This is a genomic window from Methyloversatilis sp., from assembly GCF_030696805.1.
GTDB lineage: Bacteria > Pseudomonadota > Gammaproteobacteria > Burkholderiales > Rhodocyclaceae > Methyloversatilis.
In genome coordinates this window covers 14,684-32,830 of the sequence record NZ_JAUYRO010000095.1, presented here as the reverse complement: position 1 = coordinate 32,830, position 18,147 = coordinate 14,684, and the positions used below count along the sequence as shown (strand labels likewise).

The 18,147-nt window shown below is 65.4% G+C and carries 18 protein-coding genes; 5 read left to right on the top strand and 13 right to left on the bottom strand.

Features of this window, described 5'->3' with window-relative positions:
• Positions 1–39 precede the first annotated feature (39 nt).
• From Q8R75_RS15285 to Q8R75_RS15255, 7 genes are all read right to left on the bottom strand, one after another.
• Positions 40–729 (bottom strand): protein glxC, encoded by a 690-nt coding sequence (locus tag Q8R75_RS15285; protein ID WP_305614253.1) that lies wholly within the window; start codon positions 727–729, stop codon positions 40–42.
• On the bottom strand, positions 717–1,625 hold the full coding sequence (locus tag Q8R75_RS15280) for a class II glutamine amidotransferase (protein WP_305614254.1): 909 nt from the start codon (positions 1,623–1,625) through the stop codon (positions 717–719). The genes Q8R75_RS15285 and Q8R75_RS15280 overlap by 13 nt, the downstream gene beginning before the upstream one ends.
• A 19-nt stretch (positions 1,626–1,644) precedes the next feature.
• Entirely contained in the window at positions 1,645–2,985 is a 1,341-nt protein-coding gene (gene glnT, locus Q8R75_RS15275) for a type III glutamate--ammonia ligase (RefSeq protein WP_305614255.1), read from the bottom strand.
• Positions 2,986–3,022: 37 nt separating this feature from the next.
• Positions 3,023–3,661 (bottom strand): methylglutamate dehydrogenase, encoded by a 639-nt coding sequence (locus Q8R75_RS15270; protein ID WP_305614256.1) that lies wholly within the window; start codon positions 3,659–3,661, stop codon positions 3,023–3,025.
• Positions 3,658–6,552, bottom strand: a complete 2,895-nt coding sequence (locus tag Q8R75_RS15265; protein WP_305614274.1) for a glycine cleavage T C-terminal barrel domain-containing protein — start codon at positions 6,550–6,552, stop codon at positions 3,658–3,660. The genes Q8R75_RS15270 and Q8R75_RS15265 overlap by 4 nt, the downstream gene beginning before the upstream one ends.
• A gap of 14 nt (positions 6,553–6,566) precedes the next feature.
• Positions 6,567–6,824: a sarcosine oxidase subunit delta gene (locus Q8R75_RS15260; RefSeq protein WP_305614257.1), complete on the bottom strand. Its 258-nt coding sequence runs from the start codon at positions 6,822–6,824 to the stop codon at positions 6,567–6,569.
• 66 nt (positions 6,825–6,890) lie between these two features.
• Positions 6,891–8,132, bottom strand: a complete 1,242-nt coding sequence (locus Q8R75_RS15255) for an FAD-dependent oxidoreductase (protein WP_336623627.1) — start codon at positions 8,130–8,132, stop codon at positions 6,891–6,893.
• Between the two features lie 196 nt (positions 8,133–8,328).
• Between Q8R75_RS15255 and Q8R75_RS15250 the strand changes: the two genes are divergently transcribed.
• The 3 genes from Q8R75_RS15250 (at position 8,329) to msrA (ending at position 9,997) form a co-directional block, all read left to right on the top strand.
• On the top strand, positions 8,329–8,934 hold the full coding sequence (locus Q8R75_RS15250; protein ID WP_069038618.1) for an XRE family transcriptional regulator: 606 nt from the start codon (positions 8,329–8,331) through the stop codon (positions 8,932–8,934).
• 113 nt (positions 8,935–9,047) lie between these two features.
• Complete coding sequence (msrB, locus tag Q8R75_RS15245; RefSeq protein ID WP_305614259.1) at positions 9,048–9,497, top strand: peptide-methionine (R)-S-oxide reductase MsrB; 450 nt, start codon at positions 9,048–9,050, stop codon at positions 9,495–9,497.
• Positions 9,494–9,997, top strand: coding sequence for a peptide-methionine (S)-S-oxide reductase MsrA (gene msrA, locus Q8R75_RS15240; protein ID WP_305614260.1), 504 nt, complete (start codon positions 9,494–9,496; stop codon positions 9,995–9,997). The genes msrB and msrA overlap by 4 nt, the downstream gene beginning before the upstream one ends.
• 16 nt (positions 9,998–10,013) lie before the next feature.
• Here msrA and Q8R75_RS15235 read toward each other — a convergent pair whose 3' ends face one another.
• The 4 genes from Q8R75_RS15235 to Q8R75_RS15220 form a co-directional block, all read right to left on the bottom strand.
• Entirely contained in the window at positions 10,014–10,385 is a 372-nt protein-coding gene (locus Q8R75_RS15235) for a hypothetical protein (RefSeq protein WP_305614261.1), read from the bottom strand.
• 14 nt (positions 10,386–10,399) lie between these two features.
• Positions 10,400–11,626 (bottom strand): class I SAM-dependent RNA methyltransferase, encoded by a 1,227-nt coding sequence (locus tag Q8R75_RS15230; protein WP_305614262.1) that lies wholly within the window; start codon positions 11,624–11,626, stop codon positions 10,400–10,402.
• A gap of 94 nt (positions 11,627–11,720) precedes the next feature.
• Complete coding sequence (locus tag Q8R75_RS15225) at positions 11,721–12,149, bottom strand: CopD family protein (RefSeq protein ID WP_305614263.1); 429 nt, start codon at positions 12,147–12,149, stop codon at positions 11,721–11,723.
• An 8-nt stretch (positions 12,150–12,157) separates the two neighbouring features.
• A complete protein-coding gene (locus Q8R75_RS15220) occupies positions 12,158–13,087 on the bottom strand; it encodes an NAD(P)H-binding protein (protein ID WP_305614264.1) in 930 nt (309 codons plus the stop codon).
• Positions 13,088–13,109: 22 nt separating this feature from the next.
• Between Q8R75_RS15220 and Q8R75_RS15215 the strand changes: the two genes are divergently transcribed.
• Positions 13,110–14,126, top strand: a complete 1,017-nt coding sequence (locus tag Q8R75_RS15215; protein WP_305614265.1) for a CDP-6-deoxy-delta-3,4-glucoseen reductase — start codon at positions 13,110–13,112, stop codon at positions 14,124–14,126.
• A complete protein-coding gene (locus Q8R75_RS15210; protein WP_305614266.1) occupies positions 14,123–15,259 on the top strand; it encodes an HDOD domain-containing protein in 1,137 nt (378 codons plus the stop codon). The genes Q8R75_RS15215 and Q8R75_RS15210 overlap by 4 nt, the downstream gene beginning before the upstream one ends.
• 187 nt (positions 15,260–15,446) lie before the next feature.
• Here Q8R75_RS15210 and Q8R75_RS15205 read toward each other — a convergent pair whose 3' ends face one another.
• Together Q8R75_RS15205 and Q8R75_RS15200 are read right to left on the bottom strand one after the other, a co-directional pair.
• The gene (locus Q8R75_RS15205) at positions 15,447–16,004 is read right to left on the bottom strand and encodes a cohesin domain-containing protein (protein ID WP_305614267.1); all 558 of its coding nucleotides are present in this window, start codon (positions 16,002–16,004) and stop codon (positions 15,447–15,449) included.
• Positions 16,005–16,032: 28 nt separating this feature from the next.
• Complete coding sequence (locus tag Q8R75_RS15200; RefSeq protein ID WP_305614268.1) at positions 16,033–17,832, bottom strand: amidase family protein; 1,800 nt, start codon at positions 17,830–17,832, stop codon at positions 16,033–16,035.
• Positions 17,833–18,147: the final 315 nt, after the last annotated feature.

The following is an 18,147-nucleotide window of genomic DNA, read 5'->3' as shown; positions in this document are numbered from 1 at the left end:
CTTTGGTGCTGAGTCCTGCGGGTTTCCGGTACGCCCGGCTCAATATTCCTGGTCGGCGTCGGCGTTCCAGTGGTACAGGGAACGAGCCGAGGCGATACGCCTGAATGACTTCGGATCGTGGTCCAGACCGGCTTTCGACAGCAGTTCGGCCAGCGCCGCGTAGTCGGCGTCGGTCATGTCCTCGAACTGCGCATCGGCGCCGAGCGACTTCGCGGTGCCGCGGATGTAGATGACCGCCTCGTACAAGGAGTCGCCGAGCGCGTCGCCGGCGTTGCCGCAGATGACCATGCGGCCGGCCTGCGCCATGAAGCCGGAAAAGCTGCCGACGCTGCCGCCGACCACGATGTCGCCGCCCTTGAGCGAAATGCCGCAGCGCAGGCCGGCATCGCCGTCGATCACCAGCAGGCCGCCGTGTGCGGTGGCGCCGGCGCCATTCGACGCGAAGCCCTTCACATGCACGGTGCCGCTCATCATGTTTTCGGCGACACCGGTGCCGGCGCTGCCGTGGATCACCACGGTGGCGTGCTTGTTCATGCCAGCCGCGTAGTAGCCGGCGTGGCCATGCACCTCGACCGTGACCGGGTGATTCAGACCGACCGCGATGTTGTGCGCGCCGTCCGGGTTCAGCACCGACACGTGGCGACGGTCACCGTCGGCCAGATCGCGATGCAGGAAGCGGTTCATGTCGCTCAGCGACGAACTCGCCAGATCGAAGTTCAGGCTTTCCATACGTACATCTCCTCGGGCGCGGGTTCGAACACGTGGGCGTGCTTGACGCCGGGCAGGTGTGCCAGCGAGCGGAATTCCGACGCGATGGCGACGTAGTCGTCCGTTTCGGCGACCACCGCAGGCTTGCAGGCGAACGGATCGCGGATCAGCGCAAGCTTGTCCGGCGTCCCCATCAGGAAGGTGTAGAAACCGTCCATCTCGTCGAAGCCGCGCTGCAGCGCCGCTTCCAGCTCGTCGCCTTCGCGCAGCCGCCATTCGAGAAAGCGGCAGGCCGCTTCGGTGTCGTTGTCGGTGTCGAAATGGATGCCGTGCGGCTGCAGCTTGCGGCGGATGTCATTCGGGTTCGACAGCGAGCCGTTATGCACCAGGCAGAAATCCTCGCCGGCGGTGAACGGGTGGGCGCGGTCCGGCGTCACCGCCGATTCGGTCGCCATCCGTGTGTGGCCGACCAGGTGGGAGCCCTTCATCGACTTGAAGTCGTAGCGCTCGGCCACTTCGGCCGGCGTGCCGACGTCCTTGTAGAGGTCGATCGTGCGGCCGGTGCTCAGGATGTGCAGCTTCGGATGGTGTTCGCGCAACCAGCGCTTGATCATGTCCGGCGCCACCGCGAACGACAGCACGGCGTGATTGTTCTTCACGTCGATCAGCGCCTCGACGTCGAGGTGATCCTTCAGCGCGTGCGTCAGCCCATGCCAGTTGAAATCCGCGCCTTCATCGGTCAGTCCCGAATACAGGCTCAGCTTGCGCGAACCTTCGGGCAGCGGATCGGCGAACACCGCCAGACCGGCCGAATCCGGCCCGCGTTCGGTCATGCCGATCAGCATGGGCACCATCAATTCGCCCAGTCTTTCCTTCAGTGCCGGCGTCTTCACCAGCAAACCCACGATTCCACACATATCGGTTCTCCGGGGATGATCAGAAAAATTCGAGGTAGCTCTGCACTTCCCAATCGGAAACGTGGCGCATGTACTCGACCCACTCCATATGCTTGAGGCGCAGGAACTCGTCGACGACCGGACCCAGTGCAGCCCGGATCACTTCGTCCTTTTCGAGCGCCAGCAGCGCTTCATGCAGGTTCTGCGGCAGTACGCAGATGCCGGCCGCATCAAGCTGCGCCTGGCTGTACTCGTACAGGTTGTCGTTTTGCGGCGCGCCCGGATCGAGCTCGTTGTTCACGCCGTCCATGCCGGCAGCGATCACTGCGGCGGTGGCCAGATAGGCGTTGCACGAGGCATCCGGCAGGCGCAGTTCAAGCCGGCCGCCGGGGCTGCGGATCATGCCGCTGCGGTTGTTGCCGCCATAGCAGATATAGGCCGGTGCCCAGGTGGCGCCGGTCAGCGAGCGGCCGACCACCAGGCGCTTGTATGAATTGACCGTCGGGCAGCACAGCGCGGCCAGCGCCGGTGCGTGCTTGAGCAGGCCGGCCGCCCAGTGGTAGGCCAGCTTCGACAGCGCAAGACCGTGCTTGTCGGACTTGTCCTCGAACAGGTTCTTCCTGCCGCCGGGCGCCGTTTCACCGATCGACATGTGCATGTGCAGGCCGTTGCCCGGGCGGTTCGAGAACGGCTTGGGCATGAAGGAACAGATCAGTCCCAGATCGGCGGCAATCTCGGCGGCACCCATCTTGAAGAAGGTGTAGTGGTCGCACGAGGTCAGCGCATCGGTGAAGGTGTAGTTGATTTCGAACTGGCCGTTCGCGTCTTCATGGTCGATCTGATAGACGTCGATGCCGACCTCACGCAGCGATTCGGACAGCCGCTCGAGAAACACGCGGGCACGCGACAGGCCCTTGTAGTCGTAACAGGGCTTGGCCAGCGTGTCGCCGGCGTCGGCCGGCAGGATCTTGCCCTCGACCTTGCGCAGCAGCGAGAACTCCGGCTCCATGCCGGTGTAGAAGGTCCAGCCGCGGGACTTGAACTGTTCGAGCTGCTTCTTCAGCACCACGCGGGCGTCGAATTCGTGCGGCGTGCCGTGCGTATGGCCGTCGCAGGCGATGCGCGCATAGCCCGGTTGCCAGGGCACCAGCGACAGCGTCGAGGCATCGCCGACCGCCATGTAGTCGGCATCGACATTGGGCGTCATGCCCATGCCCCAGATGGCGAAACCGGCAAAGCCGGCGCCATCGCTCACGACGGTGTCGTAATGTTCGACCGGGACCGATTTGGTCTTGGCCGAACCGTGGATGTCGACGAACTGTGCCAGCAGATACCTGACCTTGTTGTCCTTCAGAAACTGCTTTGCTTCGCTCGGTGTCATGTCATTTCTCCCTGTCGCCCGCTGTTGTTCAGTCTCGTTAAGCTTCGACGCCGACCGCGCCGCCGCCCAGATCGCCCGCCACCTCGACCAGCGTGAGCCACAGATAACCGCCCCACGTGCCGTCGCACCACAGACGGACGACCGGGCCATCGGCGCTGTCGAGCGTCAGCGCGGTCACACCCACGCCGACCATGGAAGTCATCACCAGCGCCGGTGCTGCCAGCGTGGAAAAATCGAAGGCGCAGGTCTGGCGAAGCAATTCGGGTATCTGCGTGCCGGTGAGCACCAGCGCGGCATCGAAGCGCGGCACCGGATAGACGCGCTCACCTGGCGGCTGCGCCATCAATGCGGCGGCGCGTGTGCCGCCCGGTGCATCTTCGATCAGGTATTCGGTCAGCCCGAGACGCGCCACCAGCGTGCCGTCGGCCATCTGCAGGAAGCTGTTGGGCTGCGCCGGCGTGTCGATGCCCTGCGCATTGAGCCAGGCGGCTGCGCCGGCGCCCTTGACGCCCGTACGATGCAGGAAACTCAGATCACCGATGCCGGCGCTGGCCCGCTTGGTGGCTTCGTCGGCGCCGAAGCGCGCGACAACCTGCATGCGTTCGCGGGTGGTCCAGTTCCGGGCGAGCGGCGCCTGCACGTCAAACAACGGGCTGATGCGCACTGGTGCGTTCATGTCGCCTCCTTCTGGCGGGCATCTGTCGGGTCGAAGAACGGTGTCGTACAGACTTCGGCCGGCACCATCGTTCCATCGGTGACGCGGATGGACAGCGCCGTGCCGGGTGCGGTCATTTCGGGCGGCACGAAGGCGAGCCCGATGTGGCGACCGACATTCGGGCTCCACGAAATGCTGGTCACGCGGCCGACGATGTCGCCGCCATCAATGATCAGATGGCATTCCTGCGGCACCTGACCCATATGGCTGGCCGGCAGCATGAAGCCGACCAGCTTGCGTTTCAGCGGCAGCTTCTTGATGATTTTCAGCGAGCGCTGGCCGGTGAAGAAGGGCTTGTCGAGCTTGACCGCCCAGTCCATGCCGACCTCGAACGGATGGGTCAGGCCGTCGGTGTCCTGGCTGACGATGAGGTGGCCCTTTTCCAGCCGCAGCAGGCGCTGCGCTTCGACGCCGAAGGCACCGATGCCGGACGCCTCGCCCGCCTTCATCAGCAGATCCCACAGCACCGGGCCGTACTCGGCCGGCACATGGATTTCGTAGCCCCACTCGCCGACGAAGCCGACCCGCATCATGCGCACCGGCACGCCGGCCACATGGCCGGAGCGCACCGCAAGGTAGGGGAAGGCCGCCGATGACAGATCCATGTCGGTCAGGGTGGCCAGCACGGCGCGCGACGCCGGGCCGGCGAGATTCATCGCCGAGTAGGCACCGGTCAGATTCACCAGCCCGCAATCGAGCCGCCATTCGGTGTTCAGGCGGGACAGTTCGCGATACACGGTGGCGGAGCCGGACGAGGTCGTCGTGAAGTAGAAAACGTCATCGGCCACGCGCGCCACGACGCCTTCATCGGCCAGCACGCCGGACTCGTCGCACATCACCGCGTAGCGCGTGCTGCCGACCTTCATGTTGTCATAGCGGCCGGTATAGACGCGGTTCAGGAATTCGGCCGCCTGCGGACCGCGCACTTCCAGCTTGCCCAGCGTGCCGACGTCAATCAGACCGATCGCCGAGCGCACCCGCGCCACTTCGGCGCGCACGCAGTCGGTCGCCGTGCGTCCCTCGACCGCGTAGTAGGCCGGCCGCTCCCAGGCACCTGCCTGCATGAACACGGCGCCGAGCCTGGCGTGGCGGCCGTGCAGCGGCGACTGGCGTTGCGGGCTGAAGCCGCGTCCGGCCAGATGCGACAGCGGCACCGGGTGGAAGAACGGCCGCGCAGTGGTGGTGCCGACCTGCTGCGGCGACTTGCCGGTCAGGCGCGCAAGGATGCGCAACGCCGTCATGTTGGAATGCTTGCCCTGGCTCGGGCCCATGCCGACGGTCGAGAAGCGCTTCATCAACTCGATGTTGTCGTAGCCCTCCTGCACCGCGTTCTCGAAGTCCTTCACCTGCAGGTCTTCGTCGAAATCGACGAAGTTCTTGCCATCCGGATGGGCGACGATGGGCCAGGCGTGCGACGGCGATTCGCTCTCTTGCGTAATCTCCGGCTGGATGACCGCGTCGATCGCGCTCGGGAAGCCGGCGTGCGCCGCGGCGGCGGCCCCTGCGCGCCGGCCGTCGGCAATGCGTGACTCGATGCGGTAGGCACCATTCACCCGGCCACAGGCGAACACGCCCTGCGGCAGCACATCCGGCACGAACTGCTGCAGGCCGTCGTCGAAACGCATCCTGGTGCCGGCCTGGTACAGCAGGTTGGCGGCCGGCGACCAGCCGGTGCTCATCGCCAAGCCGTCGCAATCGATGCGCCGCTGCGAACCGGCGACCACCTTGCCCGCCGCATCGACGCGGCACACCGTGACGCCGGCCAGCGCGCCGCGGCCGTCGGCATGCGCCTCATACACTGCATGGCCGGTGAGCAGTTCGACGCCGCGGCTGCGCAGCGCGTCGAGCTGGGGCGATGCAGGCACGTCGGCACGCAGGTCGAGCACGGCGGCGACGTCGCCGCCGGCAGCCAGCACATCGAGCGCGACGCGATAGCCGTCGGCGTTCGCCGCCAGCACCACGCTGCGCTGCGCCGGCAGCACGGCATAGCGATAGATCAGGCGCTGCATGGCCGAACCGTTCATGACACCCGGCAGGTCGTTGTTGCGGAACACGGCCGGCTGTTCGAACGCACCGCTGGCGACCACCACCGCCGCGGCGCGCATCTTGGTCATGCGTTCGGCGTCGATCAGCGGCACCCAGTTGTCGGCGTAATACGCGCCGGCACAGGTGCCTTCGAGCAGGCGGATGCGGGTGTGCGCCCTCACACGTTGCAGCAGTTGCCGCGTGTGCTCGCGGCGCGCGGCGTCGCCACCGAGCTGGAACAGGCCGCTGCCGCCGGCGTGTGCGTTCTCGTCGACGATGACCACGTTTGCCCCGGCATCGGCCGCGGCCAGTGCAGCGGACAGGCCGGACGGACCGGCGCCGATCACCAGCACGTCGCAGAAGTCATAGCGCTTGGGCGTGCGCACGTGCGGCGTGTTGAAATCCAGTACGCCCAGACCGGTGATGCGGCGGAACATGCGTTCCCACGTCGGGAACAGCCGCTTCGAATGGAAAGCCTTGTAATAGAAGCCGACCGGCAGGAAGCGTGCGAACAGGCCGAGCACACGTGCGCGGTCGTTGGCGACGCCGCCGAAGGTATTCACGGCCGTGAGGTCCATGCCGTCGCGCAGCGCAGTGACGTCGCCACGGGTGTTCAGGCGCGGGCCGTCCTGCAGCATGACGTTCACGTCATGGTTGGCGGCCGACAGGATGCCGCGCACCCGGTGGTACTTGAAGCTGCGGCCGAGCGCGCGCTGGCCGGCGGCCCACAGCGCACTGGAAATGCTGTCGCCGGCAAGACCTTCGAATGCGGATCCCTCGAAACGGAAGCGGACGACCGTGTTGCGGTCGATCCACTCGTCGGGCATGGCGGGCAGGCGCTTCACCGGTCATCTCCAAATAGATAGGTACGCAGCACAAAATCTTTCTCGGTATCGCGTTCGGCGATGAACCAGGTGTTCGACGGCGTGTGGCACCACCACTCCTTCTTCACGCCGGGTGCGCCATTGCGGTTGAACACGTAAGCGGCCCACTCGTCATCGCTGCAGGCGTCGGGATCCGGCATCGGGCGGATTTCGCCCCAGTAGACGAATTCCGATACCGGCCGCGTGCCATTGACCGGACAGGTCATCAATTTCATGTCGTCGCTCCTGCAGTCCGGCGAAGGGATACGGGCAAGGATTCCATGACCCACTCATTGACAAACTCAGTGACCCACACTTGCCGCTCCCTTCTCGCCGGTCAGCGCGTAGTTGCGGAAGCGGTCCAGCGAAAAACCGGTGATCAGTTCATGCGGCTTGTCGTTCGCCACGGTCCAGGCCATGGTCTTGCCGCAGACCGGCGTCGCCTTGAAGCCCCAGGTACCCCAGCCGGAATCGAGGTAGAAGCCCTCGATTGGCGTCATGCCCATGATCGGTGCGAAGTCGGGTGTCATGTCGGCCATGCCAGCCCACTGGCGCACTACCTTCACGTGCGACAGGAAGGGGAACATGTCGAGCAGATGCGCCGACAGGCCTTCCGGGAAGTCGAGCGTCGAGCGTGTTGATTGCACTTCGTACGGATCGAGCGAGGCGCCCATCACCAGTTCGCCGCGCGAACTCTGGCTGACGTAGATGTGCAGGCTGCCCGACACCAGGATGGAATCAAGCCAGGGCTTCATCGGCTCGCTCACCATGGCTTGCAGCGGGTGAATGTAGATGGGCGTCTTGATGCCGACCATGTCGGTGATGCGGGGCGTGAAGCCGGCCACCGCACAGATCACCTTGCTGGTCGCGATGAAGCCGCGCGTGGTGTGCACGCCGACCACCTTGCCGCCCTTGACCTCGATGCCGGTGACCGCCGTCTGCTGGTGAATTTCGGCACCGCGCATGTCGGCGCCGCGGCCGTAGCCCCAGGCGACCGCGTCGTGACGGGCCACCGCGCCGGGCGCGTGGTACAGCGCGCCCTGGATCGGCGCGTGGCCGCCACAGGACAGATCCATCTGCGGCGTGGCGCGCTTCACGTCTTCCGGCCCGACCACTTCGGACGCGATGCCGTAGTGCTTGTTTACCTCGGCGCGCCAGCGCATCGTGCGCATCGCCGAGTCTGTATGTGCCAGCGTGAAGTGGCCGCGGGTGGAGAAGAACAGGTTGAGGTCGAACTCGGTCGACAGGTCCTGCCACAGCTGCACCGACTTGTCGTAGAACTTGACGCCTTCGGGCGTCAGGTAGTTCGAGCGGATGATGGTGGTGTTGCGGCCGGTGTTGCCGCCGCCGATGTAACCTTTTTCGAGCACCGCGACATTGGTGATGCCGTGGTCGCGCGCCAGGTAGTAGGCGCTGGCCAGCCCGTGGCCGCCGCCGCCGATGATCACCACGTCGTACGAAGGTTTCAGCGTGTCGTGGGTCGTGAACATCCGCGGTTCCGGATGTGACTTGGACAGACCGAACCGCAATAGGCGCCAGGGCATGAAATTTTCCGAAGTTGAGTTTCCGCAGTTCCAGGCTGCAGGGCGACCGCCGGTGGGCGACTCGCTTCACGACAATGTTCGTGTGAAGCAACTTTAGTTCAAATCATGAACCTTTTAAAGCAGGAGTCAACAAAAATTCGTACGATGAAACCTGGCACGTAAAATCGCGCACAGCCAGAACAGGGAGGCCACAACAATGAGCACGCAAGACAGTGCGATGGAAGGCGAACTTGAGCGCTACCTCGGCACCACGATCCGCGAGCTGCGCCGCGCACACGGGCTGACGATCGCCGACATTTCGGACCGCGCCGACATCAGCCGCGGCATGCTGTCGCGCATCGAGAACGGCCAGACCGCAACCAGCCTCGACGCACTGTCGCGTATCGCGCGCGCGCTCGGCGTGTCGCTGTCGGCACTGTTCAAGGATTACGAAACCGAAGGCGGCGGGGCGCAACTGGTGAAAGCGGGCGAAAGCATGGAAGTGGCGCGGCGCGGCACGAAGAGCGGCCACACCTATCACCTGCTGTCCTACCACCAGGGGCCGACCAAGCTGTTCGAGCCCTTCCTGATCACCATCGAACAGACCTCGGCCACCTTCCCGGTGTTCGAGCACCCCGGCACTGAATTCATCTACATGCTGGAAGGCCGCATCGACTACCGCCACGGCAAGACCATCCACTCGCTGGAGCCGGGCGACGCGCTCACCTTCGACGGCAATGTGCCGCACGGCCCGGAAAAGCTCACCGAAGTGCCGATCCGCTTCCTGTCGATCATCATCTATCCGGAGCAGGCGCACGAGTGAGGGTGGCCTGCGATCTGCCTGCCGTGTGCTCGACAGACGGAACTCGCGGGCTTTAAATCCCTCTGTGCGGCAGCACCTGCAGAGGCTGCATCCCATCCCGGCCGGAGAATCCCGTGAAAACCTACGCCAAGACCCCCGAAGCCCTCGCCCGCCTGACGCCCGAGCAGTACCGCGTCACGCAGCAGAACGGCACCGAATACCCCGGTACCGGCGAGTACCTCAAGAATCACGCGCCCGGCATCTATGTCGACATCGTGTCGGGTGAGCCGCTGTTCGCCTCGACCGACAAGTTCGAATCCGGCTGCGGCTGGCCCAGCTTCACCAAGCCGATCGAGCCGGCGCACGTGACCGAACTGCGCGACGCCTCGCTCGGCATGGTGCGCGTCGAAGTGCGCTCGGCACACGGTGACAGCCACCTCGGCCACGTGTTCAACGACGGCCCGCGCGAACGCGGCGGCCTGCGCTACTGCATCAATTCGGCGTCGCTGCGCTTCGTCCACCTGAAGGACATGACGGCGGAAGGCTATGGCGACTACATCGACCAGGTGGAGGGCGCGCGATGAGCAGCGAACGCGCGGTGCTGGCCGGCGGCTGTTTCTGGGGCATGCAGGACCTGATCCGCAAGCTGCCCGGGGTGCTGAAAACCCGTGTCGGCTACACCGGCGGCGATGTGCCGAATGCGACCTACCGCAGCCACGGCACGCACGCTGAAGGGATCGAAATCGTGTTCGATCCGACGCAGATCAGCTATCGGCAGCTGCTCGAATTCTTCTTCCAGATCCATGACCCGACGACGAAAAACCGGCAGGGCAACGATCGCGGCCTGGCCTACCGGTCGGCAATCTACTGGGTGTCGGAGGCGCAGCGCGACGAGGCGCTGCGCACCATCGCCGACGTGAATGCGTCAGGCCTGTGGCCGGGGCCGGTGGTGACCGAGGTGGAGCCGGTCGGTGACTTCTGGGAAGCCGAACCGGAACACCAGGACTATCTGGAACGCATTCCGAACGGCTACACCTGCCACTTTCCGCGCGCCGGGTGGGTGCTGCCGCGCAGCGCTCAATGAGCGTCGGCGGTAGGTTCTAGAAGCAGACGCTTTGCGCCAGCCCGAGCCGGCAGCTCCACTGGAATTGCTCGGTCCGGTGTTTGGCGGAGCGCTGGTACATGACGGTCGGTTCCGCCAGCACTGCGTCGGGCAGCGGAAAGCTCATCGCGACGCCACTCGCGTTGGTGAAGAAACGCAGGAAGCAGGACGCGGTGTCGTCATCGCACACCGTTTCGATGATGCGGTCGTAGTAGGCGCGGTCGCGCGCCGACGCCTCCGGCACGACGATGAACTGCAGTTGGCCGAGCCGGCCGGCAAGGTGCCAGTCTGCGGCCGGCGGCGCTTCTCCGGCGGCCGCCGGCAGTGTGACGATCGCCGCCAGTACGCACAGAACCCTTGTCAGACTCATTGCTGCCTCCTCCTTCACGGATCCGGCGCTGCCTCGGCGCGCGGCGCGCGCAGACTGCCTTCGACCATGCGGTACTCGTACAGCCGGCATTCCAGTGCGCCGTTGTACAGCGGCGTGCGGCGGCTCGCTTTCAGCTTGATCAACTTCGGAAAGTCGGTGTCAGCGGTGATGAACAGGCAGCGCCAGCCGCTGTAGCGCTGCTTCAGCAGGTCGCCCAGCTTCGGATAGAAGGTTGCCAGCGCCTGCTTTTCGCCGATCCGCTCGCCATACGGCGGATTGGTCACCAGCACGCCGTGGTCGGCCGGTGGCTCGCGGTCCATCAGGTCGAAGCCCTCGACCCGCACCACCCAGGGCAGTTTTGCCGCCTGCAGGTTTTCCTTGCAGCGCGCGACTTCGCGGCCGGCGATGTCCGAGCCGTAGATCGGCAATTCGCGCGCGGGCTGGGCACGTGCGGCGGCTGCGTCGCGCACGGCGTGCCAGTCGGCGGCGCGATAGCCAGTGAGTTTTTCGAAGCCGAAGCTGCGGCCGAGTCCGGGCGCGATGTCGAGTGCCATCTGCGCCGCCTCGATCAGGAAGGTGCCGCTGCCGCACATCGGGTCGAAAAAGGGTTCGACCTTGTCCCAGCCGGACAGCAGGATGATGCCGGCGGCGAGGTTCTCCTTCAGCGGCGCCTCGACGTGCGCCACCTTGAAGCCGCGCTTGTACAGCGGCTCGCCCGAGGTATCGAGATAGATCGTGGCATCGCGGTCGGTCAGGAAAACGTGCACGCGCACATCCGGCGCCACCGTGTCGATGCTCGGCCGCGAGCGCGTCTGTTCGCGCATGCGGTCGCAGATCGCATCCTTCACGCGCAGGGTGACGAAATCGACCGATTTCAGCGGCGAGCGCACCGCGGTGGTGTAGACGCGCAGCGTGCAGCGTGGCGAAAACCAGCGCTCCCAGCCCAGGTCCAGCGCCAGCTTGAAAATGTCTTCTTCCTTGCGGTACGGCCCGTGGCCGACACGCCACAGCACGCGGGTGGCGATGCGGCTTTCCAGATTGACGCGATACACCAGCGCCCACGGGCCTTCGAAGGCGACGCCACCGGGCACGGCCTTCACGGTGTCGGCGCCGAGCGCCACCAGTTCGTCGGCCAGCACGGCTTCCAAGCCGCGCGGACAGGGCGAGAAATAGCGCTGCTCGCCCAGCAGCTCGGGCGGCATTTCGCCTTCGGGGCGGGGTACGCGGCGAATGGAGCGCACGGCAGGTGCAGCCGTGGAGCGTACGGCGGGCGCAGCCGGGCGCGGCGCGGATGTCTTTGGCGGGAGTCTTTTCGGCGGGAAATTCGTCATGGGATCAGAAAGGTTTCAGCACGACCAGCAGCACGACGACGAACAGCAGCAGCACCGGCGCTTCGTTGAACCAGCGATACCAGACATGGCTGCGCGTGTTGCGACCGGCTTCGAACGCACGCAACAGGCGCGCGCAGTAATGGTGATAGCCGATCAGGAAAATGACCAGCACCAGCTTGGCGTGCATCCAGCCGCCGCCGATACCTTCGCCCAGCCAGAGCCACAGGCCGAAACCGACCGCCAGACCGGCCAGCGGGCCCATGAAGCGCAGCAGCTTGCGCGACATCAGCAGCAGGCGGTCGCGCACCGCGGTTTCGTCCGGACCGAGCATGGCCAGATTGACGTACAGGCGCGGCAGGTAGAACAGGCCGGCGAACCAGCTGGTGACGAAAACGATGTGCAGGGCCTTGGCCCACAGATAGGTACTGGTCATTGCGTGGCTCAGCGTTGGAAAGTTTGCAGGGCGTGTGCGAGCACGGCGTCGACGTCGGGGCGGCGCAGTTTCACCCGTAACTCGCGCTTCATGCGGCCGTTTTCGAGTACGCGCGATTCGTTCATGAAAGACAGCATCATCGGGCTCAGCCGCGCGCGCGCTTCCTGGCGCGTGACGCGCGGCGGGCGCGGCAGCGCAAAGGCGTCGGCCACGCGGTCGAAATAGTCGCCCATGGCGAGCCGGGTGTCGTCGCTCGCGTTGTAGGTGCGGCCGCCGCGTGCGCGCATCAGCGCGCCCCAGGCAAGTCGACCCAGATCAGAAGCGTCGATGTGATTGGTGTAAACATCCTCATCGGGATGCAGCACCGGATCGGCACGCTTGAGGCGGTCCAGCGGCAGGCGTTCGGGGCCGTAGATGCCGGGCGCCCGCAGGATGCTGACCGCGACGCCACGCCGCGCCAGACGGCGCACCGCCGATTCGGCGTCGACCCGCCGCGCAGCACGCGCGCTGCCGGCGTTCAACGGCCGCGTTTCCGGCACGCGCTCGCCTGCGCAGTCGCCATAGACGCCGCTGGTGCTGATGTAGCACAGACGGTCGGTACGCCCGGCGCGCGCCAGCGCGGCCACCAGGCGGCGGCTGCGCGGATCGCCCTCACCCGAGGCGGGCGGCGGTGCAAAGTGCCACACCCAGGGTGCGAGTGCCGCCACGCGGCGCAGGCTGGCCGCGTCATCGAGATCGCCACGCACGCAGCGCACGCCCAGCCGGTGCAGTTCCGCAGCCGATTCCGCGTTGCGCACCATGGCCCATACCCTCACCCGCGGTGCCAGCCAGGGCAGCGCGCGACGTGCAACGTCGCCACAGCCTACAATCAGCACCCTTGACCGTTTGCCGCACCACCCCGCCGGGGCCGTGCGTTGTGGTCGCTTTACCTTGTTCATTCACGGATTGTCTCACGCTGCCATGTCCTATCAGGTCACCCTCAAGCCCAGTCAGCACACCTTCACCACCGACACCGAAACCCGCCTGCTCGACGCTGCGCTGGCGGCCGGCTTCAATCTGCCCTATGGCTGCCGCAACGGCGCCTGCGGTTCGTGCAAGGGGAAAGTCCTGTCCGGCACGGTCGATTACGGAAAGCATCAGGCGGCCAAGCTGACCGACGCCGAAAAGGCGCAGGGCTTTGCGCTGTTCTGCTGCGCCACGGCGCGCTCCGACCTCGAACTGGAATGCCGCGAAGTCGGCGGCATGAAGGACATCGCGGTGCGCACCATGCCGACCCGGGTGCAGAAACTGGAACGGCTTGCGCCGGACGTGATGGCGGTCAGCCTGAAGCTGCCGGCCAACGAACGGCTGCAGTACCTGGCCGGGCAGTACATCGACTTCCTGCTGCGCGACGGCAAGCGGCGCAGCTTTTCGATCGCCAACGCGCCGCACGACGACGAATTCCTGACGCTGCACATCCGCGAGGTGCCGGGCGGCCACTTCACCGCTCATGTGTTCGGCGCGATGAAGGAGCGCGACATCCTGCGCTTCGAGGGGCCGCTGGGCAGCTTCTTCCTGCGCGAGGAGGTCGACCGGCCGGTGGTCATGGTGGCCGGCGGCACCGGCTTCGCGCCGATCAAGGCCATCATCGAACACGCCATCGAAACCGGCTACGACAAGCCGATCACGCTGTACTGGGGCGCGCGCACGAAGCAGGATCTGTACATGCACGATCTGGCGGCGAGCTGGGTCGGCCGGCTGCCCGGTTTCCGCTACATCCCGGTGCTGTCGGAACCGGCGACCGACGACGCCTGGACCGGACGCTCCGGTTTCGTTCATCAGGCGGTCCTGGCCGACCTGCCCGATCTCGCCGGCCATCAGGTCTATGCCTGTGGCGGACCGGCGATGATCGACGCCGCGAAGGCGGACTTCACCCGACAGTGCAATCTGCCGATAGAGCACTTTCACGCAGACTCATTTACCTATTCACCGCAATGAGCCAGGACGTCTTCTTCACCCGCGAACCGGTCATCAACAAGCAGCGCGCGATCACGGCCACCCGGCTGCGCGTGCATGCGCCCGCCTGCGGCGACGCCGTGGCGGCGCTGGACGCCATCGGCGAAGACTGGCCGCCGGCTCGCCCGGTGTTCGTCAGCCTCGCCGGCTGCGCACCCGACGCCAGTCTGGCCGACTGGATCGCGCCGGAAGGAGCCATGATGGAAGTCGGCGCGGTGCAACTTGCCGATCCGGCCTGCGCAGAGGCGGTGCTGCAGCTCGCGCAGGCCGGCGTACCGCTGGTGCTGGGCGACTACAAGGTGGGCACCGAACTGCCGTCCGGCCTCGGCTTTCGCTTCGTCATGGCGGACGCGCGGGTGCAGCCGGTCACCATCCGCGTGCCCGGCATCCTTCTCGCCACCGGGGTGGCCGATCCGCTGGCGTTCGACGCCGCGATCAAGGCCGGCTACGGCGGCGCGACGGGCTGGTTCTTCAAGGCCAACCAGACCACGGCGAAAAAGCTGGCCCCGGCGCACGCGCAGATCGTGCGCGTGCTCAATCTGGTGCGCCGCAACGCCGACCCCAAACAGATCGAGGATGCCCTGAAGCAGGACGTGGCGCTGTCGTTCAAGCTGCTGCGCTACATCAATTCGGCCGGTTTCGGCCTGATGTGTCAGGTGCAGTCCTTCCGCCACGCGGTGGTCATCCTCGGCTATGAAAAGCTGAACAAGTGGCTGTCGCTGCTGCTGGTCACCGCCGGCAAGGACCCGTCGGCACCGGCATTGATGCAGGCGGCGATTGCGCGCGGCCGGCTGATGGAAGTGCTCGGCGCGGAGTTCTTTCCGCGCGAGGAGCACGACAACCTGTTCATCACCGGCGCCTTTTCGCTGCTCGACAAGCTGCTCGGCGCACCGATGGATGCCGTGCTCGAAGAAATGACGCTGCCCGACCCGATCACCGACGCGTTGCTCGGCAACGACGGCGCCTACACGCCCTTCCTGAAACTGGCGCGCGCCTGCGAGGATGTGTCGGCTGGTGCGCTGCGCGAGCTGACGCACTCGCTCGGCCTGGACGCCATTCAGGTCAATCGCGCGCAGATGTCGGCGCTTAAGTTCGCCGACACACTGGAGTTCTGACCGGCGCTGGATGGGCGACAGGAAGGGGCGATCCACTGCTTGCCGAGCCGCCTCTCTTGTGGGAGCCGCTTCTTGTGGGAGCCGCTCCCACAGGGGCCGCCCCCAAATGGACCGCGCAGCATCGCAAAGAAAAAAGCCCCCCGGCCTTGCGGCACGGGGGGCTTTTCACACTGCAGGACGCGAAAGTTCAGCCGCGACGGCGGCGGGCGGACAGGGCGATCAGGCCCAGACCGGCCAGCAGCAAGGCGTAGGTCTGCGGCTCAGGCACCGCGGTCACCATGCCGGCGCCCAGTTCGACCGGCAGCGCCATGCCTTCGGCGTCGCCGATCGCGTTCACGAACACTTCCAGCGAACTGCTGCCCAGGCTGATTGCCTTGAACGACAGCGTCGCCAGCGTGAACGTGTCCGGCTGCAGCGCGATCAGGTCTTCGATCGAGTCGAACGACGACTGGAAGATGTTGATCAGGCCGGGCGCAGACGACGCCGAAAACAGCGAACCCAGACTGAGCACGTCCAGCCCTTCACCGAAAACAACGCCATACGACGTCATCACGAACGGGTCGTAGATGAAGTCGAAGTCGAAGCTGCCGACGGTGGCATCCGCCAGACCGGATACGATCAGATCGACGGTGAAGAAGTCGCCGACGGCGACTTCCGACGAGGACGGCACGGCGGTGACCACCTGGGCCTGCGCGGCTCCCGTGGCCAGCAGAGCTGAAGCAAGCAATGCATTGACGAATTTCATGATGTTCAGGTCCCGTGTCTATGAGTGATCAAAGTGCGCAGCGCGGCTTGCTGCACAGATTCGTGATCAGGCGCGTGTCCAGCGCCGTGATCTTGCCGTCGCCATTGATGTCGGCCTTGTCGTAAGGGCCGGTCGCAGGCTGGTTCAGCCGGCGCGAGGCGGCCATCACATCCTTGCTGTTCACCTTGCCGTCGCCGTCGATGTCGCCGCGCAGCACCACGTCGGTCGGCAGCGGCGGCGCACTCGGCGGCACGAAGCGTCCCTGGGTGGCCTGTTCGAGTGCGTAGGCCAGTTCGATCAGCCGCGGCTCGCCGAAACGACGACCGGCAAACGACACACCGGCGGGAATCGGCACGTCGTTCGAAATGACCGAGCCGTACGGAATGACGATGCTCGGGTAGCCGGCGCGTGCCCAGGTGCCAGCGCTGCCGCTGCCCGAATAGAAGATGGCGTCGAAATCATCGGCCGTACCCTCTTCACCGTCCGGACCGTTCAGCGCATTGTTGATCGCAGTGCGCGAGCGGCTGATGCCGTTGGCGAAGTTGGTCTGATAGTTCAGCGTGTCGGCGCTGTCCGGGCTGATGTCGAGGTTGTTCGACGAGATGAACGTTGTCTGACCGTACTTGATGGTGTCGGCCGTGGTCAGCGGCGCCGGCGGTTCGGCATTGAACGCGATGAGGTCAGCCAGCGACTGAATCGGAAAGCTGTCGGGCAGCGTGTCGAAATAGGCGTTCACGTCGCGCTTCTGGCCGTAGTTCAGCACGCCGGGGGTGCTCGGGAAGGTCACAGCCGGAATCCTGACCACCGTCGCGCCCAGCGCCTCCATCTTGGCGATCGCGGCGTTCATGATGTCGGCACGATTGTTCGGGAACGGTGGCACCGCGATGCGGGCACCGGCCAGACCGTCTGCCTTCAGGAAGGGCGTGTAGTCGCTGAAGCAGTTGCCCGGCTCCAGACATTCCAGTGTCGCCGGGTCGGTCGGGTCGTAACCGGCAATTACGCCGAGCACGATGGCGGCATCGGTCACCGTGCGGGTCATCGGACCGGCGGTGTCCTGATCGGCCGTGATCGGGATGATGCCGTCACGACTGACCAGACCGACGGTTGGCTTGATGCCGACGATACCGTTGGCGTTGGCCGGGCTCAGGATGGAGCCCGATGTTTCGGTACCGATGGTCAGCGCCACCAGATTGGCGGCTGCCGCAATGCCCGAACCGGAACTGGAGCCGCTCGGGTTGAGCAACGGTCGGCCATCCGGATTGGTGAGCGACGGACGCGTGTCGTAAGGGTTGTAGCCGTAGCCCCCCAGATTGCTGAAGCCTGACACACCGCCGCTGGTCATGAAGTTGGCGAATTCGCTCAGCGTCGCCTTGCCGATGATGATGGCGCCAGCGTCGCGCAGCTTCTTGGTGATGAAGGCGTCGTCCAGCGGAATCGAATCCTTCAGCGCGACGGCACCGCCGGTGGTCGGCTGGTCGTCGGTGTCGATGATGTCCTTCAACAGGATGGGCACGCCGTACAGCGGTCCGATCGGCGTGCCGGGCACGAAGCGGGCTTCGTCCATCGCTTTTGCGGTGGCAGCTGCCTGCGGATTGACATAGATGTAGGAATTGAGCTTCGGACCAGCGTCGTCGTACTTGGCCACGCGTGCCAGATACATGTTGATGAGTTGTTCTGCAGACAGAAGCCTCGAGTGGAAGGCTTCCTGAATTTGCGGCACCGTTGCCTCGATCAGACTGAACTGCTTCGGCGCGGTTTGCGCCAGGGCGTTGAATGCGGCCACATTGCCGACCAGCGCCATCGCAGTTGCCAATATCTTTCTCTTCATCAGGGGACCTCTCCTAGATAGAACGGTTGATTACGGGCAACGCTGTTTTTCATCCTTTTTTGTAAGGACGTGTAGGCATAGCACAAACCGGTCCACAGCTTGAAATCCCTTTCTTTCCGCGACTTGCGATGCTTTTTCGACTCTATCCAATTGAAAGTTTGAGGGCTTTGTATTCACCGCTGGCGATGCACCGAACCGGTGCCGAGCCGGGAATAAATCGCGAGTGGTGCGCGCGCACTGTCGGTGACCCAAGCGAGTGCGCATATCGTTGGCGCAGCGGACGAGGCTCTGGCTGTGGGAGCGGTGAGCTGAAGA